Consider the following 22,559-nt stretch of genomic DNA (forward strand, 5'->3'; position numbering starts at 1 on the left):
TTTTTAATGCCGCTAGTGCAGCCAGCGTGCGGGTACGGTGATCAACTCAGGGAAGATCACCAGCAGGACCAGCAGTAGCGTGTAGGCGACGACATAGCGCCACACCCCTCTGCAGATGGTTTCCATATTGATGCGGGCCACGCCGCAAACCACGTTGAGCACCGTGCCCACGGGGGGCGTCAGCAGGCCGACGCTGCCGACCATGACGAACATCACGCCGAAGTACACCGGGTCGATGCCCGCCTTGATGACCACCGGCATGAGCACGGGGCCGAGGATCAGGATGGTGGGCGTCAGATCCATGACGGTGCCCACCAGCGTCAGCAGGATCAGCAGCGCGAACATCAGCATCTTGGGCTGGTCCATCACCGGTTCGAGCAGCGCGATCAGGTCCTGCGGCATGTCGGCCAGCGTGATCATGTAGGACGACACCATGGCGGCAGCCACCAGGAACATGACCACGGCGGTGGTGCGGGCCGCGTTGATGAAAAGCGGCGCCAGGTCGCGCAGGCCGATCTCGCGGTAGACGAACAGGCTGACCAGCAGCGCGTAGACGGCGGCGACGACTGCTGCTTCCGTGGGCGTGAAGATGCCGCCGCGCAGACCGCCGATGATGATGACCGGCAGCATCAGCGCCCAGAGGGAGCCGCGCAGGGCTTTCAGCCGGTTGCGCCAGGGTTCGCGCGGCGAAGGCTTGATGCTGCCGTGCTTGCGAGCCACCCAGGCCCATACGGCTATCAGCGTCAGTCCCATCATCAGGCCCGGCGCGATGCCCGCGAAGAACAGCTTGGTGATCGACACGTTGGTGGCGACGCCGAAGATGATGAACGAGATCGACGGCGGGATGATGGGGGCGATGATGCCACCGGCCGCGATGAGGCCGGACGCCTGGCCGGCCTCGTAGCCCTTTTCGCGCAGCATCGGAATCAGCAGCGAACCCAGGGCCGCGGCATCGGCCACGGCGGAGCCCGACAGGGAAGCCAGCAACACGCTGGCGAAGATGGCCACATAACCCAGGCCGCCCTGAATGTGGCCCACGAAGGTCGTGGCAAGGTGAACGATGCGGCGCGAGATGCCGCCCGCGTTCATCAGTTCGCCGGCCAGCATGAACAGCGGCACCGCCATCAGCGTGAAGCTGTTGGCGCCCGACAGCATGTTCTGCGCGAGGAGCTGGGTATCGTAGAAGTCCAGTTGGAACATCATGGCGATCGCGCTGATGAGGAGCGCGAAGGCAATCGGCATGCCCAGGGCGATCAGGCCCAGCAGCACGAGCAGGAAGACGGTCAGGATCATTGCGGACGTCCGGGCGGATGAGGGGGAGGTGAGGGGCGCGGCCGTTTCAGACCAAGGGGTCTTCGGGGCTGGATTCCGCCGGCAGGGGACCGCCCGCAAGAACGCGGACCAGATCGATGAGCGTCAGGATGCCCATGGCAACCGCGGCGTAGAGACCGGCGACGTTGAACACGGCCAATGACATGCCCGTGACGGGCAGCACGGTGTCCAGGCCGATGACGCTCTGTACCCAGCTGCCTTCCGCCATCAGCCAGAGCACCCACAGGATCAGGAGCTGACAGGCGATGTGAGAGACCCGGCGGGCGGCGGGACCAAAGCGTTCCACCAGCATGGTCACCCCGATGTGCTGGTGTTCGCGCAGCGCGACCACCGAACCCAGGAAGATCATCCAGACAAACGCCAGCCGGGACACTTCGTCCGACACATTGATGCCGGAGTTGAACAGGTAGCGCAACGTCACGTTGCCGAACAGCAGCACGACCATGACGGCCAGACAGGCGACCATCAGCCAGGTCTGCAGCGCGAAGCACCAGTCGGCGGCGCGGGCCAGGGGCGAGCCGTCTGGCCGCCCCGATGGGGAAGCTTGCATGTTTGTCTCCTATCCGTTTCCCGGAATTTTTTCTGGATTATGCTGACAGCGATGTTAGCGCTAACATTTTCACTTTGGCAACCCCCCTTTTTTGCGTCAGACTACGCGCTTCCTACTCCATCGCGAGGGCCAATGTCCGTCCGTAAACCCAGAAGCTCGCGCGCCGGGCGCGTCACCATGCAGGAGGTCGCGCGCCGCGTCGGCGTCAGCGCCATCACGGTGTCGCGCGCCCTGCGCACGCCGGACAAGGTGGGGCAGGAGTTGCGCTTGCGCATCGCGCGGGTGTGCCAGGAACTGGGCTATGTGCCCAACCATGCCGCCAGCGCGCTGGCGTCCGCGCGCTCGCAAACCATCGTGGTGCTGATCCCTTCGCTGAGCAATGTGGTGTTCGTGGATATCGTCTCGGGCATCAAAGAGATTCTGGACAGCAACGGCTATCACATGCTGATCGGGGTTACCGGCTATTCGCCGGATGAGGAAGAGGCGCTGTTGCGCAAGTACCTGCAGCATTCGCCCGACGGGCTGGTCCTGACCGGCATCGACCACAAGCCGGGCGTGTGGGATCTGCTGCGCGCGCAAGCGATTCCCACCGTCCACACGATCGAGACGCTGCAGGGCGACGACGGCATGAGTGTCGGGTTTTCGCAGTTCGATTCCGGCTACGCAGCCGGCCGCCACCTGGTGGAGCGCGGCTCCCGCCGCATCGGCATCGTCGGGGCTCAACTGGACCCGCGTTCGCTGCGCCGCTGCGAAGGTTGCCGGCAGGCATTGCGGGATGCGGGCCTGTACGACGCGGCGCTGGAAATCATGACGCCGGAAAAGTCTTCGATCAGCCTGGGGGCGTCGCTGATGGAAGACCTGCACGCCCGACATCCCGATTGCGACGCGGTCTTTTTCTGCAACGACGATCTGGCGCAGGGCGCCGTGTTCCAGTGCGGCCGCGCGGGGCTGTCCGTGCCCGGCCAGATGGCCATCATCGGGTTCCACGATCTGGCCGGCACGGCCTGGACCACGCCGCCGCTTTCGACCATTGCCACGCCCCGCTATCAGATCGGCCTGTCCGCCGCGCAACTGCTGATGCGCCATCTGGCGGGAGAACCCGTCGGCGAACGCCATGTGGACCTGGGTTTTACGCTGGTGCGGCGCGAAACGAGCTGAGCGCCGCCGGGTTCGCTGCGCCTCAAGCGGCGCGGCGCAATGCCAGGAATACGCCCGAGGCCATGATCAGGCCCATGCCCGCCAGCGCCAACGCGTCGGGCGGTCGTTGGAACCAGAATGTGCTGAAGCCCACGGCCAGCAGCAACTGAAAGTAGTTCAAGGGCGCCAGCGTGGCGGCGGAGACGCGCTGAAACGCGGCGATCAGCAGGATCTGCGCCAGGCCGCTGCAGGCGCCCAGGCTGATGATGATGACGGTATCCGCCAGGCCGGGCCACGGATCCGGCAGAAAGAAGGGCGCCGGCAGCGCGGTGACGATGAGACAGATGAAGGCCGTGTAGGCGTACTGGACCGGGCCGGGCACCTTGCCCGACAGCTTGCGCGTCAGTACCTGGAAAATAGCGTAGCTGACCGCGGAGACCGCCATTAGGACCGTGCCCAGCCCGGGCAGATCGGAGCCGGGGCGCACGATCAGCAGCATGCCTGCGAAGCCGGCCGCGACGGCGCCCCATTGCGCGGGACGCACGCGTTCGCCCAGCATCCACGGAGACAGCGCCACCATGATCAGGGGCGCCGTGAAGTAGATGGCGGTGGCTTCGGACAACGGCATCCAGATCAGCGCCGTCATGAAGCAGGTGGCCACCGTGGCCAGCATGACGCCACGCAAAATCAGCAAGGGCTTTTCCGGCGCGTCGCGCAGGCGCACGCCGCCGCCTTGGCGCAACAGCATCACCACCGCCAGCGTCACCACGGCCAGATAGCGCATCACGTTCAGAAAAGGCGCGGGGTAGCGTTCCAGCATCTGCTTGGCCCCCGCGTCGAAGGTGGCAAAGGCCACCAGTGCCGCGAAAAACAGCAGGATGCCCGTCTGGCGCGTGGCGGCGGGGGCGGGCAAGGCGGCGGGCACGGCGCTCATCGGGTGGCGGTTCCTGGGGCTGCGATTCCTTCAGGCGGCGCCATGGTCCATGCCCTGGATGAACGCGTCCAGCGCCGGACCGATGGCCTGGACCATGTAGCCGCCTTCCTGCACGACGACGGTAGGTATCTTAAGGCTGGCGACGCGCGCGCCGATGTCGCGGTAGGCATCGATATCCAGCTTCAGGACGCTGATGGGATCGTCCTTGTAAGTGTCGAAGCCCAGCGCCAGGACCAGCGCCTGGGGCGCATAGCCGGCCAGCGCGGCCAGCGCCGTGTCCAAGGCTTGCAGGAAGGCCTCGTTGCCGGATCCGTGAGGCAGCGGCAGATTCAGGTTGTAGCCTTCGCCCGCGCCGTGTCCGCGCTCGTGCGCGTAGCCCGTGTAGAACGGGTAGTAGCCGGCGGGATCGGCGTGCAGCGACACGGTCATCACGTCCGGGCGCTGGTAAAAAATGTTCTGAGTTCCGTCGCCGTGATGCGCGTCCACGTCCAGCACCGCGACCTTGGACCAGGTCTGCAGCAAGCGGCTGGCCGCCGCGGCGCTGCTGTTCAGGTAGCAGAAGCCGCCCGCGCGGTCGCGGTGGGCGTGGTGACCCGAAGGCCGGCACAGCGCGTAGGCCATGCCCCGGGTGTTGGCGACATGGTCCGCGGCGGCGACGGCGCTGTGCGTGGACCTGAGCGCCGACCGCCACGTTTGCGGCCCGATGGGGCAGGACAGGTCGCTCAGGTAGTAGCCGGTCTGGGCCACGATGGACGGAGACGGGCAGGGGCCACGCCCGGCCAGTTCGGTCCGGCCGTTGTAGTAGGGCGAAAGGTTGGGCAGCACTTCCGGGCCGGGATCCACGCCGGGCGCCCTCAGGGCTTGCCAGCGTGCGTAGGCGGTCTCCAGGTAGTCCAGGTAGTCCTGGCTGTGGATGTGCTCCAGCGGCTTGCGGCCATAGTCGGCGGGCGCTTCCACCTTGATGCCTCTGGCGGCCAGCGCGCTTTGCAGGCTTTCGGCGCGCGACGGCAGGTCGGTGGGGGCGCTGATGCGCCCCAGCCGCATGAATTGCTGAGGGGAATGCAGCAACTGTTCTTCCGAGAAAAACGCCTTCATGGGTATCCTCGCTGGCCTTATGCGCGCTTGAGCTCGATTTCGACGAAAACGAATTCGGTATCGCTGGGGTTGATGACATTGTGCTCGACGCCGACGGGGCGGCAGTAAGCCACGCCGGTGGTGAGCTGGCTGGTCACCTGGCCGTCGGGCGTGTCCAGCAGCAGCGGGCCTGTCGTTTGGGGCACCACCACGTAGTTCATGCCGTGGCGATGCCAGCCGGTTTCCCCGCCCGGCGGAAAGCGCCATTCGGTGACGGTGACCAGTTCGTTGTCGATCTGCACGGTGGGCACGGCGGCGGGACGTTGCATGGCTTCTCCTTAATTCGATCAATGTGTCGTGTGGGGCTCAGGCGGGCTGCGCCTTGGTGGGGTCCCAGTGCTGGCCCGGCACGGCGGCGATCAGCTGCTGCGTATAGGCGTGCTGCGGATTGTCGAAGATCTGCGCGGGCGATCCGTATTCGACCACCTTGCCGCGATGCATGACCAGGACCGAATTGCAGATCTGGGCCGCCACGCGCAGGTCATGGGTAATGAAAACCAGCGCGATCTTCAGGCGCTGCTGCAGATCATGCAGCAGTTGCAGCACCTGCGCCTGCACCGACACGTCCAGCGCGGATACCGATTCGTCGGCCACCAGCACCTTGGGTTCCAGGGCCAGCGCGCGGGCGATGCCGATACGCTGGCGCTGTCCGCCCGAGAACTGGTTGGGATAGCGGTCGAAGGCGGAAGGGTCCAGCCCCACCAGCGATAGCAATTCGCGCACCCGCGCTTCGGCCTGCGCGCGGGGCACGCCATTGGCGACCGGACCGTCGCTGATGATGCGTCCGACCGTATGCCGGGGATTGAGCGAGGCGAACGGATCCTGGAAGATCATCTGGATGTCGTGCCGCATGGGGCGGAAGCGCGACTCGGACAGGGTAGCGATGTCCTGGCCGTTGAAGAGCAGTTGGCCCCCATTGATGCCCACCAGCTTGAGCAGGCATTTTCCGATGGTGGACTTGCCCGAGCCGGATTCGCCCACGATGCCCAGGGTCTCGCCGCGGCGCACGGAGAAGCTCACGCCATCGACCGCGTGGACCTCGCGCCTGCTCCCCAGCCAGCCGTGCCCGATCACGTAGGTCTTCTTCAGGTCCTTCACTTCCAGTACCGGCCTGTCGTCCTCGGTGGCGGCGCGCTCCTCGCCGCGCCGGTGCGGCACCGCCGCGATCAGGCGCTGGGTGTAGGGATGGCGGGGGCGGTTGAGCACCTCGTCCGCCGGGCCCTGTTCCACCAGGATGCCTTTCTCCATGACCGCGACCCGGTGGGCGATTTCGGCGACCACGCCGAAGTCGTGCGTGACGAACATCACGCCCATGCCTTTCTCTTTCTGAATGCGGGCGATCAGCGCCAGGATCTGCGCCTGGGTGGTGACGTCCAGCGCGGTAGTGGGCTCGTCGGCGATCAGCAGCGCGGGCTCCAGCGCCAGCGCCATCGCGATCATGACGCGCTGGCGCTGGCCGCCCGACAGGCGGAAGGGGTAGACGTGGTAGAGCGTGGCCGGGTCGGGCAGACCCACGAAGGCAAGCAGCTCGAGCGTGCGTTTCATGCGGTCGGCGCCGGGGTAGGCGTTGTGCACGCGCATGACCTCGCTGATCTGGTCGCCCACCGTCATCAGCGGATTCAGGGCCGACAGCGGCTCCTGGAAGATCATCGCCATGTCCTTGCCGCGCATGGCTTGCAAGGCGGACTCGTCCTGCTGGAGCAGGTCCTGGCCCCGGAACAGGATGCGGCCCTGTTGCGGCGTCAGGTAGTCGGGCAGAAGGCCCATGATGGCGTTCGCGCTCATGGACTTGCCCGAACCGGACTCGCCGACGATGCACAGGATCTCGCCGGCGCGGATGTCATAAGACACGTCCTGCACGGCGTAGGGGCGGTCGCCTCCCTTGGGCAGCGCAATGCTGAGGTTCTGGACGGACAGCAGGGGCGGTGCATCATTCATGTCGGCCTCCTATTCGCCGCGTTTGCGCAATTGAGGGTTGAGGGCGTCGTTCAGGCCTTCGCCGATCAGGTTGATCGCGAGCACGGTCAGCAGGATGGCCACGCCTGGCCAGACGCTCATCCACCAGGCCTCGCGGATCATGGTGCGCGCCGCGCCGATCATGAAGCCCCAGCTCATCAGGTTGCGATCGCCCAGGCCCAGGAAGGACAAGGACGATTCCGTCAAAATCGCCGTCGCCACCATGAAGGAAGCCGAGACGATGATGGGAGACATCGCGTTGGGCAGGATCTGCGTGCCGACGATGCGGGCCGGCGTCTGGCCGATCACGATGGCCGCCTGCACGAACTCGCGTTGCTTGAGCGTCATGAATTCCGACCGCACCAGGCGCGCCGCCGGGGGCCAGGACACCACCGCGATGGCGCCCATGATGGAATACACCGAAGGGCTCAGGATGGCGACCAGCACCACGGCCATGGCCAGTTGCGGGATGGTCTGGAAGAACTCGGTGAAGCGCATCAGCGCGTCGTCCACGCGCCCGCCGCAATAGCCCGCGACCGAACCCACCAGGATGCCGAATAGCAGCGCCACCGCGGTGGACAGCAGGCCCACCATCAGCGACACCCGCGCGCCCCAGACCAGCCCGGCGGTGATGTCGCGTCCCAGCATATCGGTGCCGAAGGGGTACTCGGCGTTGGTGAAGGGGCGGATCAGCGGATCGGCCACCATCATCCACGGCGACTCTTCATACAGCAGCGGCGCCGCCAGGGCCACGACCACCACGATCAGCATGATGACCAGGCCGGCTACCGCCCCGTAATTGCGCATGTAACGTTGGGCGAATGACTTCATGCGGAGGCTCCTTGCTGCGCACCCGCGCCGATGCGCGGATCGATCAGGCGGTACAACACATCGGTCAGCAGGTTGAACACCACCACCATGATCGAAGTCACCAGGAAGATCCCAAGCAGCAACTGGTAGTCGCGCTGCAGCAGGGCGTCGAACATCAGCCGGCCGATGCCCGGCCAGGCGAACACGGTCTCGGTCAGCACCGCGCCGCCCGCCATCTGGCCAAGCTGGATCCCGGCGAAGGTGATGACGGGAAGCAGTGCATTGCGCAGCACATGGGCGCGGATCACGCGGCTCGGGCTCACGCCCTTGGCGCGCGCCGTCTTCACGAAGTCCATGCCGATCACTTCCAGCATCGACGCGCGGGTCAAGCGCACGTAGACCGCCATAAAGAAGCAGCCCAAGGTGACGGTGGGCAGGATCAGGTGCTGAGCGATGTCGCCCGCGCGCGCCCAGCCGGTCAGCCCCGCGCCCACGGTTTCCATGCCGAAGGCGGGCAGCCACCCCAGCACCACCGAGAAAAGCAGGATGCCCATGAGCGACAGCCAAAAGAGCGGCGTCGCATAGAGCAGCAGGGCGCCCGTCATGACCGAGCTGTCGATCCAGCGGCGCTTGTTGCGGTAGCGCGCCTTGGCCGCCACGACCCCCAGGAAGACGCCCAGCACGATGGAAAACACAAAGGCGCAGGACATCAGCAGGAACGTGGCGGGCAGGCGCTCGACGATGAGATCCAGCACGGGGACATGATTGCGGTAGGAGAAGCCCAGGTCCAGTTGGATCACGCCCTTCAGGTACAGCATCAACTGCGTCAGGATGGGCTTGTCCAGGCCGAATGCCGCGCGCAGCTGTTCCACGTAGGCGGCGTCGCCCGCGCCAGCCTGGCCCGCCAGCACGGCGGCGGGGTCGCCGGGCGCCAGGCGGATCAGGAAGAAATTGATGATCACGACGCCCAGCACGACCACCAGGGCCTTGCCGACGCGGGAAAGAAGGAAAGACAGGAATTTCATGCTCTGGGTCCTTTCAGGACGGGCGCGGAGTCTTCATGCTTGTCCGTCGCGCGGCCAGGATCCGCCGCCGCGGGAACCTCCGCGGCGGCGTCTTGCGGCGCTTACTTCTCGATGTAGACGTCGTCGAACGACTCGTTCAAGCCGATGGCGGTCTTGACCAGGTTCTTGACGTTGGCCCGATACAGCGTGGGGAATTCCATGTCCACCATGAAGCCGTTGGCCACATCGTTGACCAGGGTCGTCTGGATCTTGCTGTAGAGCTCCTGGCGCTTGGCCGGATCGATTTCGGAGGCGGCGGCTTCCCACTGCTTGTCGGTCTCGGGGTTGCTGTAGCCCTGCACGTTGGCGAAAGGCGACCCCTTGACGATGTTCGACGAGATATACAGCCGCTGCACGCCCAGCGCGGGGTCGCCGTACTGGTAGGTGAAGGTGGTCGTCAGGTCGAAGTCCCAGTTGCCGGTGCGGCTGGCCCAGCCGCCCGCGTCGGTGGATTCCACGTTGACCTTGAAGCCCAGCTGTTCCAGTGCCTGCTTGGTGTATTCGCCCAGACGGTCCCACGTGGAGCCATAGGGGAAGCTCAACTGGCGGATCGTGTAATCCTCGGGCTTGATGCCCGATTCCTTGATCAGCGCGCGCGCCTTCTTCATGTCGAACGCCAGGGCCGGCATGTTCTTGTCGTAGAACATCTCGGTGGTCACAAAGGGGCTGGTCGACACCTTGCCCAGGCCGAAGAAGATGTTGTTGACCACCATGTTGCGGTTCATGGCCGCCATGACGGCCTGGCGCACCTTCAGGTTGTCGAACGGCGGCTTGCGCATGTTGAAGATCAGGTACGCCTGCGGCGAGAACATCTCCCAGCCGGCCGTGGTGTATTCCACCTTGGGCAGCGCGCGCAGGCGCTTGATGTCGACGTTGTCCACGTCCCCGCCGCGCAGCACGTCCACGCTGCCGCGCTCGAACGCCACGGCGCGCGAGGCCGCGTCGGGAATCACGTTGAACACCAGCTCATCCAGGTAGGGCATGCCCGGTTTCCAGTAAGCGGGGTTGCGCGTGAGCTTGATGTATTCGCCGCGCTTCCATTCCTTGAACATGAACGGCCCGGTGCCGATGGGTTTCTGGTTGGCCGGATTGGTCATGTAGTCGGTTCCGGCGTAGATGTGCTTGGGCATCATCGGCGCAAAGCCCGGCTCGAACATCAGCATGAAGGCCGGGAACGGCGACTTGAGCTTGATGACCACCGTCTTGGCATCTGGCGCCTGCACCGAATCGACGAACTTGTTCAGGATGACGCGGGCGCGCGCATGGGTCTTGGGCAGCATGTCCGCCAGCGAGAACACCACGTCCTCGGAAGTGAAGGGCTTGCCGTCATGCCATTTCACGTTGTCCTGCAGATGAAAGGTGTAGGTGAGGCCGTCCGCGGCGGCTTCCCAGGACTTGGCCAGGCCGGGCTGCGGCTTGAGGTCGGTGGAATAGGTCAGCAGGCTTTCGTAGATCTTGCCCGCGACGAACTGCGTGGGGCCTTGCTGGTTGATGGCCGTGACGATCACGGGCGGCTCCGGCTGAACGATCATGTTCAGCGTCCCGCCTTTGGTCTGGGCCAGGGCCTGCGTGGCGGGCAGCGCGGCCGCAAGGACCAATGCACCGATGCTTAGGGAGAACCAATTTTTCGATTTCACTGCGAGCCTCCGGGCTGGAAAGGGTCTGACAGGCGGCCGCTTGTGCGCGGCGGATGCCGTGCAGTAATAAGCAAACCTCATGCCACCTGTGTTTCTCGGGGGTACTGCGGGTGGAGCAGCTTCAACAATGCTTCGTATAGGTGCTGGGTAAGGCGCCGCGCACCAATGCGGCGAAATCAGCGGTGCATGCGGTGTGCGTCTGGCGCGTCTGGGCGGCACGGCATGGGCGAGCGAATGGCCGGGGCTGCCTGGCGGGAAGGGCGCTAGCGCGTGCCGTTGGCCCGCGCCACCATGGCGTCGAGCAGTACGTTGCAGCCCGCTTCCAGGTGCTGGGGCTGCGCATCCTCGATTTCGTTGTGGCTGATGCCGTCCTTGCAGGGCACGAAGATCATCGCCGTGGGCGCGACCGCGGCCATGTATACGGCGTCGTGGCCCGCGCCCGTGACGATGTTCATCGCGGGCAGGCCGCGGCTGGCTGCTCCCTTGCGCACCTTGTCCACGAGGTCCGTGTCGAAAGGGGTGGGGCGGAAGTACTGGACGTCCTTCACGTCGACGCGCACGGCATGCGCGACCGCGATGTCGTCGCAGACGCGGCGCCACTCCTGGTCCATGCGGGTCAGCGTGGCTTCGTCCTCGTGGCGCAGGTCGGCGGTGAAACGGACCTGTCCGGGGATCACGTTGCGCGAACCCGGGTGGGCATGGATTTCACCCACCGTGCCGCGTCCGTGGGGCTGGTGGGTGTTGGCGATGTTGACCACGGCCTGCAGCAGGAAGCTGGCCGCGAAGAGCGCGTCGCGGCGGATCGCCATGGGGGTCGGGCCGGCATGCATCTCCATGCCGGTCACCGTGATGTCGTACCAGCGCAGGCCCAGCGAGCCGGTCACCACGCCGATGGTTTTCTCTTCGTGTTCCAGGATCGGACCCTGTTCGATGTGGGCTTCGAAGTAGGCGTCCACGGCCCGTCCGCCCACCGGATCGGGACCCGCATAGCCGATGGCCTGGAGTTCGTCGCGCACGCTGATGCCCTGGGCGTCGCGCGCGGAGAGCGCGGTTTCCAGCGGGAATTTTCCGGCGAATACACCCGATCCCATCATGACCGGCACGAAGCGCGAACCTTCCTCGTTGGTCCAGATGGCGACCTCGAGCGGCGCTTCGGTCAGCACGTCCGCATCGTTGAGCGTGCGTATGACTTCAAGGCCCGCCAGCACGCCGTAGCAGCCGTCGAACTTTCCGCCGGTCGGCTGGGTGTCGATATGGCTGCCGGTCATGACGGGCGGCAGGTCGTTGTTGCGGCCGGCGCGGCGGGCAAAGATGTTGCCCACCTGGTCCACCCGCACCGTCATGCCCGCCTCGCGCATCCAGCCGGTGACAAGATCGCGGCCCTGGCCGTCCAGCGCGGTCAGAGCAAGGCGGCAATTGCCGCCCTTGGGCGTGGCGCCGATGCGGGCAAGGTCCATCAGGGACTGCCACAGGCGGTTGCCGTCGATGGACAGGGTGGGAGTAGTCATGGTTCGCCTCGGTGCTCGTTGAAGTCTTCCCGTAGCCGCGCCAGGATGCCGAGCAGGTGCGCATGCATGGCATGGCGCGCGCGGATCGGGTCGCGCGCCAGGATGGCGGTCAGGATGCGCTGGTGTTCGGCGTGGGCCGTCGCCCACACTTTGGTGTCGACAAAGTAATCCTGCATCCGGCGGTATACGGAGCTGGTCTGGGACAGGTTCCACAAGTGCGCCACCGTGGACGCGAGCGCCGCGTTGCCGCAAGCCGCGGCGATGGCGCCATGGAATTCGCGGTCATGCCGGCCGGGGGAATCGGTCAGGGACATGCCTTCATGGGCTGCCTGGATCGCCGTGAGCTGCGCGGACGTCGCGTGCTGCGCGGCCATGCCGGCGCATTCGGGTTCGATCATCAAACGGGCTTCCAGCAGGTCGAAGGGGCCGATGTCGTCGTGGCCCGGGACCCAGTTGGCGGCGGAACGGGACGCCACCGCGTTCGCGGGGCCTTCCTGGGTCGCGGCGAACACGCCCGTGCCCACGCGCACCTCGACATAGCCTTCGATCTCCAGCGCGATGAGGGCCTCGCGGATCGAGGCGCGGCTGACCTGCAACTGTTCGGCGAGTTCTCTTTCCGAAGGCAGCCGCCGTCCGCGGGGGAAGTCGCCCGCCCTGATCCTGCCGGCTATCTGGTCGGCGATCATGCGATACAGGCGGGTGACGGCAACGGCTTGGAAGGTGCTCATCGGTGCGGAACGCGCAATGTTTGGCCTGGTGGTCAGGCCACCAATATAGGCACCTCTTATTTGTATTAGAAGGAGAATTTCATCGTTTCAGGGAAAACGATGTGAGGGAATCCACCTCTTTTCGTCTGGTGGTCAGGCCAGTCAGAGGGAGTGTAGACGCGCGCCGGCGGGGCGGCGTCTTCGAGCTTACTGCGCGTCTTCGTCCGGTTCCGGTGTTTGCGTGAAGGCGCGCACCAGGCGGGCGATGCCGTCGAGCTCATCATGGGCGCCCACTACCCATTCCGGTTTGTCGAAGGGGCTGTCCGACGGGGCCTTATCAAGATTCGCCTTCAGGTCGTCCAGCAGTTCCAGCGCCATGTCGGTGGCCTGTGGGCTGCTGCGGGTCGATAGGGCGATGGCGATCGCCATCGCCTGGCGCAGTGCCAGCAGGCGGCCGTCCAGTTCGGTGTCCATGTACATATCCTTGTTTTCGGGGTGAATGCCCGCATTTTAAGTGCCGGAACACCGTCGCGCATGTGCGTGCCCGCCGGCACGCAAAGCGGTCCGGTTTGCGCAAGATCAAGGTGCGGTGGCCGGCACGGGCGAATAATCCAGGGTATGCAAGCCGCTCTACGCCCACACTCTTCAGAACCGCCGGCGCCCGCCACCGCCGAGCCGCTTTTCCCTCCCCAGTTGCTGGCGCGGCTGGATAAGAATGGGCCGCGGTACACCTCGTACCCCACAGCGGACCGGTATCACGGCGGCTTTGGCGAGCAGGACTACCGGCTGGCGCTGCAGCAGCGCCGCGCGGCCAGCCCGGCAGAGCCGCTGTCGCTCTACCTCCATATTCCCTTCTGCGAGTCCGTCTGTTACTACTGCGCCTGTAACAAGGTAGTGACTCGCCATCATGACCGAGCCGCCCGCTATCTGGACGCCTTGGCAAAAGAAATTGATTTGCACGTGCAGGAGCTGGGGCGGGGCGTGCCCGTCTCGCAGCTGCATTTCGGCGGAGGCACGCCGACATTCCTGTCCGACGAGGAACTCGCGCGTCTCATGGGCGACCTGCGCGCCGCTTTCCATTTCGAGCCGGACGCCGAGATCTCGATCGAGGTCGATCCGCGCACGGCGACGCCCGAGCGGCTGGCCTATCTGCAGCGGCTGGGCTTCAATCGGCTGAGCTTTGGCGTCCAGGACTTCGACAAGCGGGTCCAGGTGGCGGTGCATCGGGTGCAGTCCTTCGAGTCCGTGTCCGCGCTGATGCAAAGCGCAAGGGCCCTGGGCTACGCGTCCGTCAACGTGGATCTGATCTATGGCCTGCCCTTGCAGACCGCCGAATCATTTTCCCGCACCATCGCGCAGGTCATCGCATTGCGGCCCGACCGCATCGCGCTCTATGCGTACGCCCACCTGCCCGAACGATTCAAGCCGCAGCGGCGCATCCACGAAGCGGATCTGCCCGACCGCGCCACGCGTGTCGGCCTGCTCAGCGCCGCCATTGAAGGCTTCCTGAAGCAGGGCTATACCTACATCGGCATGGACCACTTCGCGTTGAATGGCGACGCGCTCGCCATTGCCAAACAGCGCGGCGAACTGCACCGCAATTTCCAGGGCTACAGCACGCAGCCGGACCGCGACCTGATCGCGCTCGGCGTGTCCGCCATCGGACGCATCGGCAATACCTACAGCCAGAACGCGAAGGTGCTCGACGAGTACTACGCGGCCATCGAAGGCGGGAAATTCGCCGTCGAGAGAGGGCTGGCGCTGAACGCCGACGATCTGGTCCGGCGCGAGGTGATCATGGACATCATGTGCCAGGGGCGCGTCGACTTTGCCCGGATCGAGGCACGCCATGGCCTGCGGTTTGGGGAATACTTCAGCCGCGAGCTCTCGCAGATGGCAAGTCTGGCCGAACTGGGGCTGGTCAACCTTCGGCCGGATGCGGTGCAGGTGACCGGGCTGGGCTGGTACTTCGTGCGCGCGGTGGCGATGGCTTTCGACGGCTATCTGCGCACCGTCAGCACCGGCGCCAGCTACTCTCGCATCATCTGATTCCTTGCCGCAGCCAAGGCGGCGCCGTTCGGCGCCACGCGCTCATCCGGCGAATTTCTCGCGCAGGTAGAGCGCCAGGGAGAGGTCGTCGGCCAGTTGCAGTTTTCGCATGGCGCGGCGCTTGTGCGTGCTGACGGTTTTCTTGCTGCGCACGAGCCGCGCCGCAATCTGCGTGACCGACAACCCCTGGCTGATGTGCCGCAGGATCTCGACTTCAGAGGCCGTCAGCAGCGAGTGCGGAGCGGGCGGCAGCAGGCCGCGGATCTTGCCTTCGTGTACGGACAGGAACGGCGCCTTGGCGCTGATCACCCCGCGGATCATGTCCGGCAGCAGAATCATGCCCCATTGCTTGGCAAGGTATCCGTTCGCGCCCGCGCGATACGCGGCGTATTGGGTTTCGAGCCGGTTGCCCGCGGAAAACGTGATGATCGCCATGGTGGGGTGATAGCGGCGCACCCGCCGCAGATAGTTGACGCCGTCCCAGGGCTCCAGAGGCAGGTAGAAGTCGATCAGCGCTACATCGCAGGGTGCGTGCGCCAGCTTTTCGAGCAACGCCCGGGCCGAGGTTTCCCGATGTACGAGCTGAAAGCCCGGACGGCTCTCGAGGTAGGCGCCGACTCCCAGCGCCACCACGGGGTGGTCGTCCAGGATGGCAACCCGGATGACCGGGGGCGGGCGTGACATCAGCAGGTGCCGGTGCGTACCCTGGCCTTGGACTGGGGCACCAGCAGGTGCGCCCCCTTTTTCGGGGGGCGTGGCGAAGGGGGCCCTGCTGGCTGGCTCTGAAACCGGTTTCATCGTTGCTCCACAAACGGGTGAGGGGAAGTTGGGCGACGGGCGCCGCACGAAGGCGGAGCCAGTGCACATGTCCCGATTAGTCCTAAAATTTTGTGGGCAGATTACGGTTTCGAGCGGCTGAGCGGATGTGAAACGACTGAAAATCAGACCGTTGCACCCTTGGCCTGTCAGCAAATTCGAAAGCGACTCCACGATGGCCTTCGTTTCGTCGAGGCCGGGCGGCTTGACCAGACGGGTGTCGCTTGGGCCGGATCGGGCGGAGCCATCCGGACTGTCGCGCTTTCGCCACGAAATGCATGCGGATGGTGCTACAATCGGCAACGATAAACGTGGCTGCATGCTGTAACTGATTTGGCCGCGCCGTTTTTGCTACACCTTGATCCGCGCCGCCTCGGGCGCGTACCAACAGGCCCAAACACCATGTTTTTCCCGCTGGCACGAACTACGACCCGGAACTTTCGCCCTATGTCGCGTTAGTTTTTCGTGCGTCGGGTTTTACCGTGTCAGGTCAGCGGCAGAACTCAGCAAGACAATCAAATGAACGCGGCTCTCAAGCCGCGTTTTTCGTTTCTGTTTTTCGTTTTTTTTGTTCCAAGAACCCCAGGAAGCACTCCCGATGGTACAGATCACATTGCCCGATGGTTCGCAGCGCCAATATCCGGGGCCGGTAACGGTCGCCGAAGTGGCGCAATCGATCGGTACGGGCCTGGCGAAGGCGGCCTTGGGCGGCCGAGTGACGATTGATGGCGCGGATTCCAAGCTGGTCGACACCAGCTTCCGCATTGAAGGCGATGCCCGCCTGGCAATCGTGACCGCCAAGGATGCGGACGGCCTGGACCTGATCCGCCATTCCACGGCGCACTTGCTGGCCTATGCCGTCAAGGAGCTGTTCCCGGATGCGCAGGTCACCATCGGTCCGGTGATCGACAACGGCTTCTATTACGACTTCTCGTACAAGCGCCCGTTCACCCCCGAGGATCTGGCTGCCATCGAAAAGAAGATGGCCGAACTCGTCAAAAAGGACGAAGTGGTCACGCGCGAAGAATGGTCGCGCGACGACGCCGTGGAATTCTTCAAGAGCATCGGCGAAAAGTACAAGGCCGAAATCATTGCTTCGATTCCGTCCAACGAACCGCTCAGCCTGTACCGTGAAGGCGACTTCATCGATCTGTGCCGGGGCCCGCACGTGCCGTCCACCGGCAAACTGAAGGTCTTCAAGCTGATGAAGGTGGCCGGCGCCTACTGGCGCGGCGACAGCAAAAACGAGATGCTCCAGCGCATCTACGGCACCGCCTGGGCTACCAAGGAAGAGCAGGAAGCCTACCTGCACATGCTGGAAGAGGCCGAGCGCCGCGACCACCGCAAGATCGGCCGCGAACTCGACCTGTTCCACTTCCAGGACGAGGCCCCTGGCCTGATTTTCTGGCATCCCAAGGGCTGGACCCTGTGGCAGCAGGTCGAGCAATACATGCGCGCCGTCTACCGCGACAACGGTTACCAGGAAGTCAAGGCGCCGCAGATTCTCGACATTTCGCTCTGGAAGAAGACGGGCCACTGGGACAACTATCGTGAAAACATGTTCACGACCGAGTCCGAGAACCGCGTTTACGGCCTGAAGCCGATGAACTGCCCGGGCCACGTCCAGATTTTCAACGCCGGGCTGCACTCCTACCGTGAACTGCCCCTGCGCTACGGCGAATTCGGCCAGTGCCATCGCAATGAACCCTCGGGTTCGCTGCACGGCATGATGCGCGTGCGCGGCTTTACGCAGGACGATGGCCACATTTTCTGTACCGAAGACCAGCTTCAGGACGAATGCGCCGATTTCACGGCGCTGTTGCAGAAGGTCTACCGTGATTTCGGTTTCACCGAAGTGCTGTATAAGGTCGCCACGCGTCCCGAAAAGCGTATCGGTTCGGACGAGGTCTGGGATACGGCCGAAGCCGCCTTGATGGAAAGCCTGCGCCGCACCGGTTGCGATTTCGAGGTTTCCCCGGGCGAGGGCGCTTTCTACGGTCCCAAGGTCGAGTACACGCTGAAGGATGCCATCGGCCGCCACTGGCAGTGCGGTACGATCCAGGTCGACTTCTCCATGCCCGTACGTCTGGGCGCCGAGTACGTGGACCAGAATGACCAGCGCCGTCCGCCTGTCATGCTGCACCGCGCGATCCTCGGGTCGCTCGAGCGTTTTATCGGCATGTTGATCGAAAACCACGCCGGCGCGATGCCTCCCTGGCTCGCCCCGGTGCAGGCTGTCGTATGCTGCATTTCCGAACCTTCAGCCGATTATGCGGCTGAAATCACGCAAAGCCTGAAAAAACAAGGCTTTAGAGTAGAGTCCGATTTGCGCGGTGAAAAAATCACTCGTAAAATTCGGGAGCACAGCCTGCAAAAGGTGCCGTACATTCTTGTCGTCGGCGACAAAGAGAAGCAAAACGGCACCGTAGCCGTACGCGGACTGGGCGGACTGGACCTTGGCGCCATCGCATACGACGAGTTCGTCGCGCGATTGTCCGAGGACGTAGCCGCCCGTCGCGACGTCAATCAACCTGATAGCAGTGCTGCTTAACATTTCTAGGAGCTTTCAACATCGCCACTGAAAAAGCCAATCGCATCAACGGTGAAATCCGCGTCCCCGAGGTGCGCCTGATAGGTCTGGACGGAGAACAGCTCGGCATCGTCAAGATTGCCGACGCCTTCCGTCTTTCCGAGCAAAGCGACGTGGATCTGGTGGAAATCGCGCCGAACGCCGAGCCGCCGGTCTGCCGTTTGATGGACTACGGTAAGTTCAAGTACCAAGAGCAGAAGCGCCAGGCCGAAGCCCGTTCCAAGCAGAAGGTCATCCAGGTCAAGGAAGTCAAATTCCGTCCGGCCACCGACGAGGGCGACTACCAGGTCAAGCTGCGCAACCTGCGCCGCTTCCTCGAGGAAGGCGACAAGGCCAAGGTGACGCTGCGGTTCCGTGGCCGCGAAATGGCTCACCAGGAACTCGGTATGCGGGTGCTTGAACGTGTGCGCGACGACCTGCTGGAACTGGCCCAGGTCGAAGCCATGCCGAAGCTCGAAGGCCGTCAGATGGTCATGGTGCTGGCGCCGAAGAAGAAGGTCGTGCCCGCGGGCAAGCCTGAATCGGCGGCCTGATCGCCAGCCGTAGCCTCCGCAAGAGGCTCGGCCGCTCCAACAACCCGCCGTGTCCGTTGCGTGACCGGCGGGTTCGCTTATTGGGCGGCTCTGCGCTACGATGTCATAAAGCCGCCTTCCCGCGAGGGGAGGCGGCGTCCGTTTCGGGGTGTCGCGATGCATGTTTTGTTCGTTTTGGATCCCTTGCCGCTGCTCAAGGCGTACAAGGACAGTTCTGTCGCCATGATGCGTGCGCTGGTGGCGCGCGGCCATACGCTCAGCGTGGCCATGCAGGGCGATCTCTTTATTGAGGCCGGCACGGTCAAGGCCGCCGCCACGCCGATCGAGCTGGTCGCGGACGCCGACCTGCACGGCCATGAATGGTGGCGCGAATCCGCTGCCCGGGATCTGCCGCTGGCGGACTTCGGCGCCGTCGTCATGCGCAAGGATCCTCCGTTCGACATGGAATACGTGTATTCGACGCACCTGCTCGAATACGCCGAGGCCCAGGGCGCCCGTGTGTTCAACAGCGGCGCGGCCATACGCAACCATCCCGAAAAGCTGGCCATCACCGAAATCAGCGAGTTCACCGCGCCCACGCTGGTGACCCGCAACATGGCCCGGCTGAAGGCGTTCCACGACACACATAGCGACGTGATCGTCAAGCCGCTGGACGGCATGGGAGGCACCGGCGTGTTCCGTCTGCAACCCAAGGATCCCAACCTGAACGCCATCCTTGAAACCCTCACGGACAATGGCGCGCGCACCATCATGGCGCAGCGCTATATCCCCGACATCGTCAAGGGTGACAAGCGCATCCTGCTGATCGGCGGCGAGCCTGTGCCGTACTCGCTTGCGCGCATCCCGCTGGCCGGCGAAACGCGCGGCAACCTGGCTGCCGGCGGACGAGGCGTGGCGCAGGAGCTGTCTGCCCGGGACCGCGAGATCGCCGAAGCCGTGGCCCCCAAGCTTGCCGCCCGCGGTCTGCTTCTGGTCGGTCTGGATGTCATTGGCGATTACGTCACCGAGGTCAACGTCACCAGCCCCACCTGTTTCGTGGAAATTGCCGAACAGACCGGTTTCGATGTCGCAGGCATGTTCGTCCAGGCGCTTGAAAAAGCCGTGGCGGGCGCTGCCGCCGCGGTCTGACCTCTCAGGACTTTTGTCATGACCACGGGTATTGTGATCGTCGTGCACGCGCCCCTGGGCGCGGCCATGCGCGAATGCGCCAGCCACGTCATGGGCAACCTTGACGGCATGCTGGCCGTTCACGACATCCAGCCCGAGGACCTTCCGGACGATCTGACCCCCGATGTCCTGAAGGACATCCTGGGGCAGGATCACGGCGGAGGCGTTCTGGTCCTGACGGACCTGATCGGCGCCACGCCCGCGAACATCTCGAAGCGCGCCGTCGCGGACGCGCAGGCCCAGGGCATCCAGTGCTGTGTGCTGGCGGGGCTGAACACGCCGATGCTGCTGAGGGCGTTGACCTACCGCAACCTGCCTTTGGCCGAAACGCGCGAGAAGGCACTGGCCGGAGGAGTGCAGGGCGTCTTGCGTGTAGACTGACGGGCAAGAATTTGCCCTATTATGTCGGCTATTATTTCAAGCCGAAGCGGTTCGACGATTGCTGCGATCAACACTGCGGCGTAGGCCGCGGCCATAATCTTTCCTATGCCCAATACAGACATTGTCATCAGCAATAAACTGGGTTTGCACGCCCGGGCCGCCGCCAAGCTGACGCAGCTTGCGAGCAAGTTTTCCAGCGAGATCTTTATTTCACGCGGCGCGCAACGCGTAAATGCCAAGAGCATCATGGGGGTCATGATGCTGGCCGCCGGCTTGGGCGTGACGGTCAAGCTGGAGGCTTCGGGCAGCGACGCCGAGCAAGCCCTTTCCGAAATCGAAACACTGTTCGACAGCAAATTCGGTGAGCAGGAATAGAACGTCTTCTGAATCAGCCGGCGCGAGCCATGCTCGTGCCGGCTCGTCCGCGACCCTTACCGATACTCGCAACGGGGCTGGCCCCGCCAGCCCCGTTGTCTGCCTGTATGGCAAGGGCGTCGCCAGGGGATATGCGATCGGCCGCGCGGTCGTCATGGGCGCCGCGGCGCTGGAAGTGGCGCACTACCGCATTTCGCCCGAAGACATTCCCGCCGAGAGCAGCCGGCTGACCGAAGCCCTGGCTTCCGCGCAGCAAGAGCTCCTGCAATTGGCCGACACCTTGCCGGCCGATGCCCCGCGCGAACTGGGCGCCATGCTGAATGTGCACAGCCTGCTGCTGGGCGATCCGTTGCTGGCCGAACAGACGCTGGCCCTGATCGCCGAGCGCCACTACAACGCCGAATGGGCGCTGACGACGCAGGGCCAGATCCTGGGGCAGCAGTTCGACGCCATGGAGGACGAGTACCTGCGCGAGCGCGGGGCCGACGTGCGCCAGGTCATCGAGCGGGTGCTGCACGTCCTGGCGGGCACGTCGGCGATTCTGCCCGACATGTCCCACATGGGCGGCGACGATGCGCTGGTGGTCGTGGCCCACGATATCTCGCCGGCCGACATGCTTCGGTTGCGCGGCGGACGCTTCGCCGCCTTTGTCACCGACCTGGGCGGCCCGACCTCGCATACGGCAATCGTGGCGCGCAGTATGGGCGTGCCGGCCGTGGTCGCCATGGGGAACGTGCGCGAACTGGTCCGCGACGGCGACATGCTGATCATCGACGGGGCGGCCGGCGCGGTGGTGGTCAATCCGTCCGACCGGATCCTGCAGGAATACCGGCGGCGCCAGGCCATCTACGCGGACGAACGCGCCGAACTCGGTCTGTTGCGCGACGAGCCCTCCATCACCCTCGACGGGATCGACATCACCTTGCATGCCAACATCGAGCTGCCGGACGAGGCCGCTCTGGCTTTGGCGTCGGGCGCGCATGGCATCGGGCTGTTCCGCAGCGAGTTCCTGTTCATGGGACGCCCGGATCTGCCGGGCGAGGAAGAGCAATACGAAGCGTATGCCTCCGTCGTCAAGGTAATGGCCGGCAGGTCTGTCACGATCCGCACGCTGGATATCGGCTCGGACAAGACGCTGGACGGGGAGGCCACCGTGGCCACCAACCCGGCCCTGGGGCAGCGCGCCATCCGGTATTGCCTGGCCCGGCCGGAAATGTTCGCGACGCAGTTGCGCGCCATCCTGCGGGCCTCGGCGCACGGGCCGGTGCGGCTGCTGATTCCGATGATCGCGCACATGCACGAGGTGGTGGCAACCAAGGCGGCCATCGAGGCCGCCCGGCGCGAACTCGATGCCCGGGGGCAAGCCTATGCGCCTCAAATGGAAGTGGGCGCTATGGTCGAAGTGCCTGCCATCGCCATCGCGATCGAACCCTTCGCGCAGGCGCTGGATTTTCTTTCCATCGGCACCAATGACCTGATCCAGTACACGCTGGCGATCGACCGCGGCGACCACGACGTGGCCGCGCTCTACGATCCCCTGCATCCAGCGGTGCTGCGCCTGGTTGCCAATACGATCAACGCGGGCGAACGCGCAGGCAAGCCCGTTGCGGTTTGCGGCGAAATGGCGGGCGATTCGCGCATGACCCGGTTGCTGCTGGGGCTGGGCCTGACCGAGTTCTCGATGCACCCCCAGCAATTGCTGGATGTGAAGCGCGAGGTTCGCCGGGCGCATTCCAATGCCCTGCGCATCAAGGTGGCGACGGCGCTGAACCGCGCGTTGCCCGTGGACCTGGACGCGCTGGGGCCGGCCTGATCCGCTCCGGCGCCACGTAGAAAGCCGCCCGTTGCTCGGGCGGTTTTTTTTCGGAAGACAGCAAGC

Annotated in this window: 21 protein-coding genes; 8 read left to right on the plus strand and 13 right to left on the minus strand. The window is 64.7% G+C overall.

Annotated elements, in window-relative coordinates; all coding sequences use genetic code 11:
* Positions 1–12: 12 nt before the first annotated feature.
* Positions 13–1,293: a TRAP transporter large permease gene (locus ASE30_RS21625; RefSeq protein WP_057286347.1), complete on the minus strand. Its 1,281-nt coding sequence runs from the start codon at positions 1,291–1,293 to the stop codon at positions 13–15.
* Positions 1,294–1,339: 46 nt separating this feature from the next.
* Positions 1,340–1,882, minus strand: coding sequence for a TRAP transporter small permease (locus ASE30_RS21630; RefSeq protein ID WP_057286348.1), 543 nt, complete (start codon positions 1,880–1,882; stop codon positions 1,340–1,342).
* A 132-nt stretch (positions 1,883–2,014) separates the two neighbouring features.
* Between ASE30_RS21630 and ASE30_RS21635 the strand changes: the two genes are divergently transcribed.
* Positions 2,015–3,040 carry a LacI family DNA-binding transcriptional regulator gene (locus ASE30_RS21635; RefSeq protein WP_057286349.1) on the plus strand — a complete coding sequence of 342 codons (1,026 nt, stop codon included), beginning with the start codon at positions 2,015–2,017 and terminating at the stop codon, positions 3,038–3,040.
* Positions 3,041–3,062: 22 nt separating this feature from the next.
* Here the strand turns inward: ASE30_RS21635 and ASE30_RS21640 are convergent, their stop codons facing one another.
* The 10 genes from ASE30_RS21640 to ASE30_RS21685 form a co-directional block, all read right to left on the minus strand.
* Positions 3,063–3,953 carry a DMT family transporter gene (locus ASE30_RS21640; RefSeq protein ID WP_057286350.1) on the minus strand — a complete coding sequence of 297 codons (891 nt, stop codon included), beginning with the start codon at positions 3,951–3,953 and terminating at the stop codon, positions 3,063–3,065.
* 30 nt (positions 3,954–3,983) lie between these two features.
* Positions 3,984–5,048 (minus strand): histone deacetylase family protein, encoded by a 1,065-nt coding sequence (locus ASE30_RS21645; protein ID WP_057286351.1) that lies wholly within the window; start codon positions 5,046–5,048, stop codon positions 3,984–3,986.
* A 17-nt stretch (positions 5,049–5,065) separates the two neighbouring features.
* Positions 5,066–5,356 (minus strand): cupin domain-containing protein, encoded by a 291-nt coding sequence (locus ASE30_RS21650; protein WP_057286352.1) that lies wholly within the window; start codon positions 5,354–5,356, stop codon positions 5,066–5,068.
* Between the two features lie 37 nt (positions 5,357–5,393).
* Positions 5,394–7,025 (minus strand): ABC transporter ATP-binding protein, encoded by a 1,632-nt coding sequence (locus ASE30_RS21655; protein ID WP_057286353.1) that lies wholly within the window; start codon positions 7,023–7,025, stop codon positions 5,394–5,396.
* 9 nt (positions 7,026–7,034) lie between these two features.
* The gene (locus tag ASE30_RS21660) at positions 7,035–7,874 is read right to left on the minus strand and encodes an ABC transporter permease (protein ID WP_057286354.1); all 840 of its coding nucleotides are present in this window, start codon (positions 7,872–7,874) and stop codon (positions 7,035–7,037) included.
* The gene (locus ASE30_RS21665; protein ID WP_057286355.1) at positions 7,871–8,878 is read right to left on the minus strand and encodes an ABC transporter permease; all 1,008 of its coding nucleotides are present in this window, start codon (positions 8,876–8,878) and stop codon (positions 7,871–7,873) included. The genes ASE30_RS21660 and ASE30_RS21665 overlap by 4 nt, the downstream gene beginning before the upstream one ends.
* A gap of 101 nt (positions 8,879–8,979) precedes the next feature.
* Complete coding sequence (locus ASE30_RS21670) at positions 8,980–10,554, minus strand: ABC transporter substrate-binding protein (protein ID WP_057286356.1); 1,575 nt, start codon at positions 10,552–10,554, stop codon at positions 8,980–8,982.
* A 263-nt stretch (positions 10,555–10,817) separates the two neighbouring features.
* Complete coding sequence (locus ASE30_RS21675; RefSeq protein ID WP_057286357.1) at positions 10,818–12,062, minus strand: Zn-dependent hydrolase; 1,245 nt, start codon at positions 12,060–12,062, stop codon at positions 10,818–10,820.
* Positions 12,059–12,790: a FadR/GntR family transcriptional regulator gene (locus ASE30_RS21680; protein WP_057286358.1), complete on the minus strand. Its 732-nt coding sequence runs from the start codon at positions 12,788–12,790 to the stop codon at positions 12,059–12,061. The genes ASE30_RS21675 and ASE30_RS21680 overlap by 4 nt, the downstream gene beginning before the upstream one ends.
* 186 nt (positions 12,791–12,976) lie before the next feature.
* The gene (locus tag ASE30_RS21685) at positions 12,977–13,243 is read right to left on the minus strand and encodes a hypothetical protein (RefSeq protein ID WP_057286359.1); all 267 of its coding nucleotides are present in this window, start codon (positions 13,241–13,243) and stop codon (positions 12,977–12,979) included.
* A 144-nt stretch (positions 13,244–13,387) separates the two neighbouring features.
* Between ASE30_RS21685 and hemN the strand changes: the two genes are divergently transcribed.
* Entirely contained in the window at positions 13,388–14,818 is a 1,431-nt protein-coding gene (hemN, locus tag ASE30_RS21690) for an oxygen-independent coproporphyrinogen III oxidase (RefSeq protein ID WP_082601673.1), read from the plus strand.
* 42 nt (positions 14,819–14,860) lie between these two features.
* Here hemN and ASE30_RS21695 read toward each other — a convergent pair whose 3' ends face one another.
* A complete protein-coding gene (locus ASE30_RS21695; protein WP_082601674.1) occupies positions 14,861–15,616 on the minus strand; it encodes a response regulator transcription factor in 756 nt (251 codons plus the stop codon).
* Positions 15,617–16,232: 616 nt separating this feature from the next.
* Here ASE30_RS21695 and thrS point away from each other — a divergent pair.
* The 6 genes from thrS to ptsP all read left to right on the plus strand — a co-directional run bounded on the left by thrS (position 16,233) and on the right by ptsP (position 22,493).
* On the plus strand, positions 16,233–18,185 hold the full coding sequence (gene thrS / locus ASE30_RS21700) for a threonine--tRNA ligase (RefSeq protein ID WP_057286361.1): 1,953 nt from the start codon (positions 16,233–16,235) through the stop codon (positions 18,183–18,185).
* A gap of 20 nt (positions 18,186–18,205) precedes the next feature.
* Positions 18,206–18,757, plus strand: coding sequence for a translation initiation factor IF-3 (gene infC, locus ASE30_RS21705; RefSeq protein ID WP_082601675.1), 552 nt, complete (start codon positions 18,206–18,208; stop codon positions 18,755–18,757).
* 156 nt (positions 18,758–18,913) lie between these two features.
* A complete protein-coding gene (gshB, locus tag ASE30_RS21710; protein WP_057286363.1) occupies positions 18,914–19,885 on the plus strand; it encodes a glutathione synthase in 972 nt (323 codons plus the stop codon).
* 18 nt (positions 19,886–19,903) lie between these two features.
* On the plus strand, positions 19,904–20,305 hold the full coding sequence (locus ASE30_RS21715; RefSeq protein ID WP_057286364.1) for a PTS sugar transporter subunit IIA: 402 nt from the start codon (positions 19,904–19,906) through the stop codon (positions 20,303–20,305).
* A 105-nt stretch (positions 20,306–20,410) separates the two neighbouring features.
* On the plus strand, positions 20,411–20,680 hold the full coding sequence (locus ASE30_RS21720) for an HPr family phosphocarrier protein (protein WP_006387993.1): 270 nt from the start codon (positions 20,411–20,413) through the stop codon (positions 20,678–20,680).
* 103 nt (positions 20,681–20,783) lie between these two features.
* Positions 20,784–22,493, plus strand: a complete 1,710-nt coding sequence (gene ptsP / locus ASE30_RS21725; protein ID WP_057286612.1) for a phosphoenolpyruvate--protein phosphotransferase — start codon at positions 20,784–20,786, stop codon at positions 22,491–22,493.
* Positions 22,494–22,559 lie beyond the last annotated feature (66 nt).

Source organism: Achromobacter sp. Root83 (genome assembly GCF_001428845.1).
GTDB lineage: Bacteria > Pseudomonadota > Gammaproteobacteria > Burkholderiales > Burkholderiaceae_B > Achromobacter.

Bases quoted from the DNA above. Each gene is read 5' to 3' on its own strand.
- ASE30_RS21650 (WP_057286352.1), bottom strand. From the start codon at position 5,356: ATGCAACGTCCCGCCGCCGTGCCCACCGTGCAGATCGACAACGAACTG.
- ASE30_RS21645 (WP_057286351.1), bottom strand. From the start codon at position 5,048: ATGAAGGCGTTTTTCTCGGAAGAACAGTTGCTGCATTCCCCTCAGCAA.
- ASE30_RS21715 (WP_057286364.1), top strand. From the start codon at position 19,904: ATGACCACGGGTATTGTGATCGTCGTGCACGCGCCCCTGGGCGCGGCC.
- ASE30_RS21665 (WP_057286355.1), bottom strand. From the start codon at position 8,878: ATGAAATTCCTGTCTTTCCTTCTTTCCCGCGTCGGCAAGGCCCTGGTG.
- hemN (WP_082601673.1), top strand. From the start codon at position 13,388: ATGCAAGCCGCTCTACGCCCACACTCTTCAGAACCGCCGGCGCCCGCC.
- ASE30_RS21685 (WP_057286359.1), bottom strand. From the start codon at position 13,243: ATGGACACCGAACTGGACGGCCGCCTGCTGGCACTGCGCCAGGCGATG.
- ASE30_RS21680 (WP_057286358.1), bottom strand. From the start codon at position 12,790: ATGAGCACCTTCCAAGCCGTTGCCGTCACCCGCCTGTATCGCATGATC.
- ASE30_RS21720 (WP_006387993.1), top strand. From the start codon at position 20,411: ATGCCCAATACAGACATTGTCATCAGCAATAAACTGGGTTTGCACGCC.
- gshB (WP_057286363.1), top strand. From the start codon at position 18,914: ATGCATGTTTTGTTCGTTTTGGATCCCTTGCCGCTGCTCAAGGCGTAC.
- ASE30_RS21675 (WP_057286357.1), bottom strand. From the start codon at position 12,062: ATGACTACTCCCACCCTGTCCATCGACGGCAACCGCCTGTGGCAGTCC.
- ASE30_RS21655 (WP_057286353.1), bottom strand. From the start codon at position 7,025: ATGAATGATGCACCGCCCCTGCTGTCCGTCCAGAACCTCAGCATTGCG.
- ASE30_RS21640 (WP_057286350.1), bottom strand. From the start codon at position 3,953: ATGAGCGCCGTGCCCGCCGCCTTGCCCGCCCCCGCCGCCACGCGCCAG.
- ASE30_RS21625 (WP_057286347.1), bottom strand. From the start codon at position 1,293: ATGATCCTGACCGTCTTCCTGCTCGTGCTGCTGGGCCTGATCGCCCTG.
- ASE30_RS21695 (WP_082601674.1), bottom strand. From the start codon at position 15,616: ATGAAACCGGTTTCAGAGCCAGCCAGCAGGGCCCCCTTCGCCACGCCC.
- ASE30_RS21660 (WP_057286354.1), bottom strand. From the start codon at position 7,874: ATGAAGTCATTCGCCCAACGTTACATGCGCAATTACGGGGCGGTAGCC.
- thrS (WP_057286361.1), top strand. From the start codon at position 16,233: ATGGTACAGATCACATTGCCCGATGGTTCGCAGCGCCAATATCCGGGG.
- ASE30_RS21635 (WP_057286349.1), top strand. From the start codon at position 2,015: ATGTCCGTCCGTAAACCCAGAAGCTCGCGCGCCGGGCGCGTCACCATG.
- ASE30_RS21630 (WP_057286348.1), bottom strand. From the start codon at position 1,882: ATGCAAGCTTCCCCATCGGGGCGGCCAGACGGCTCGCCCCTGGCCCGC.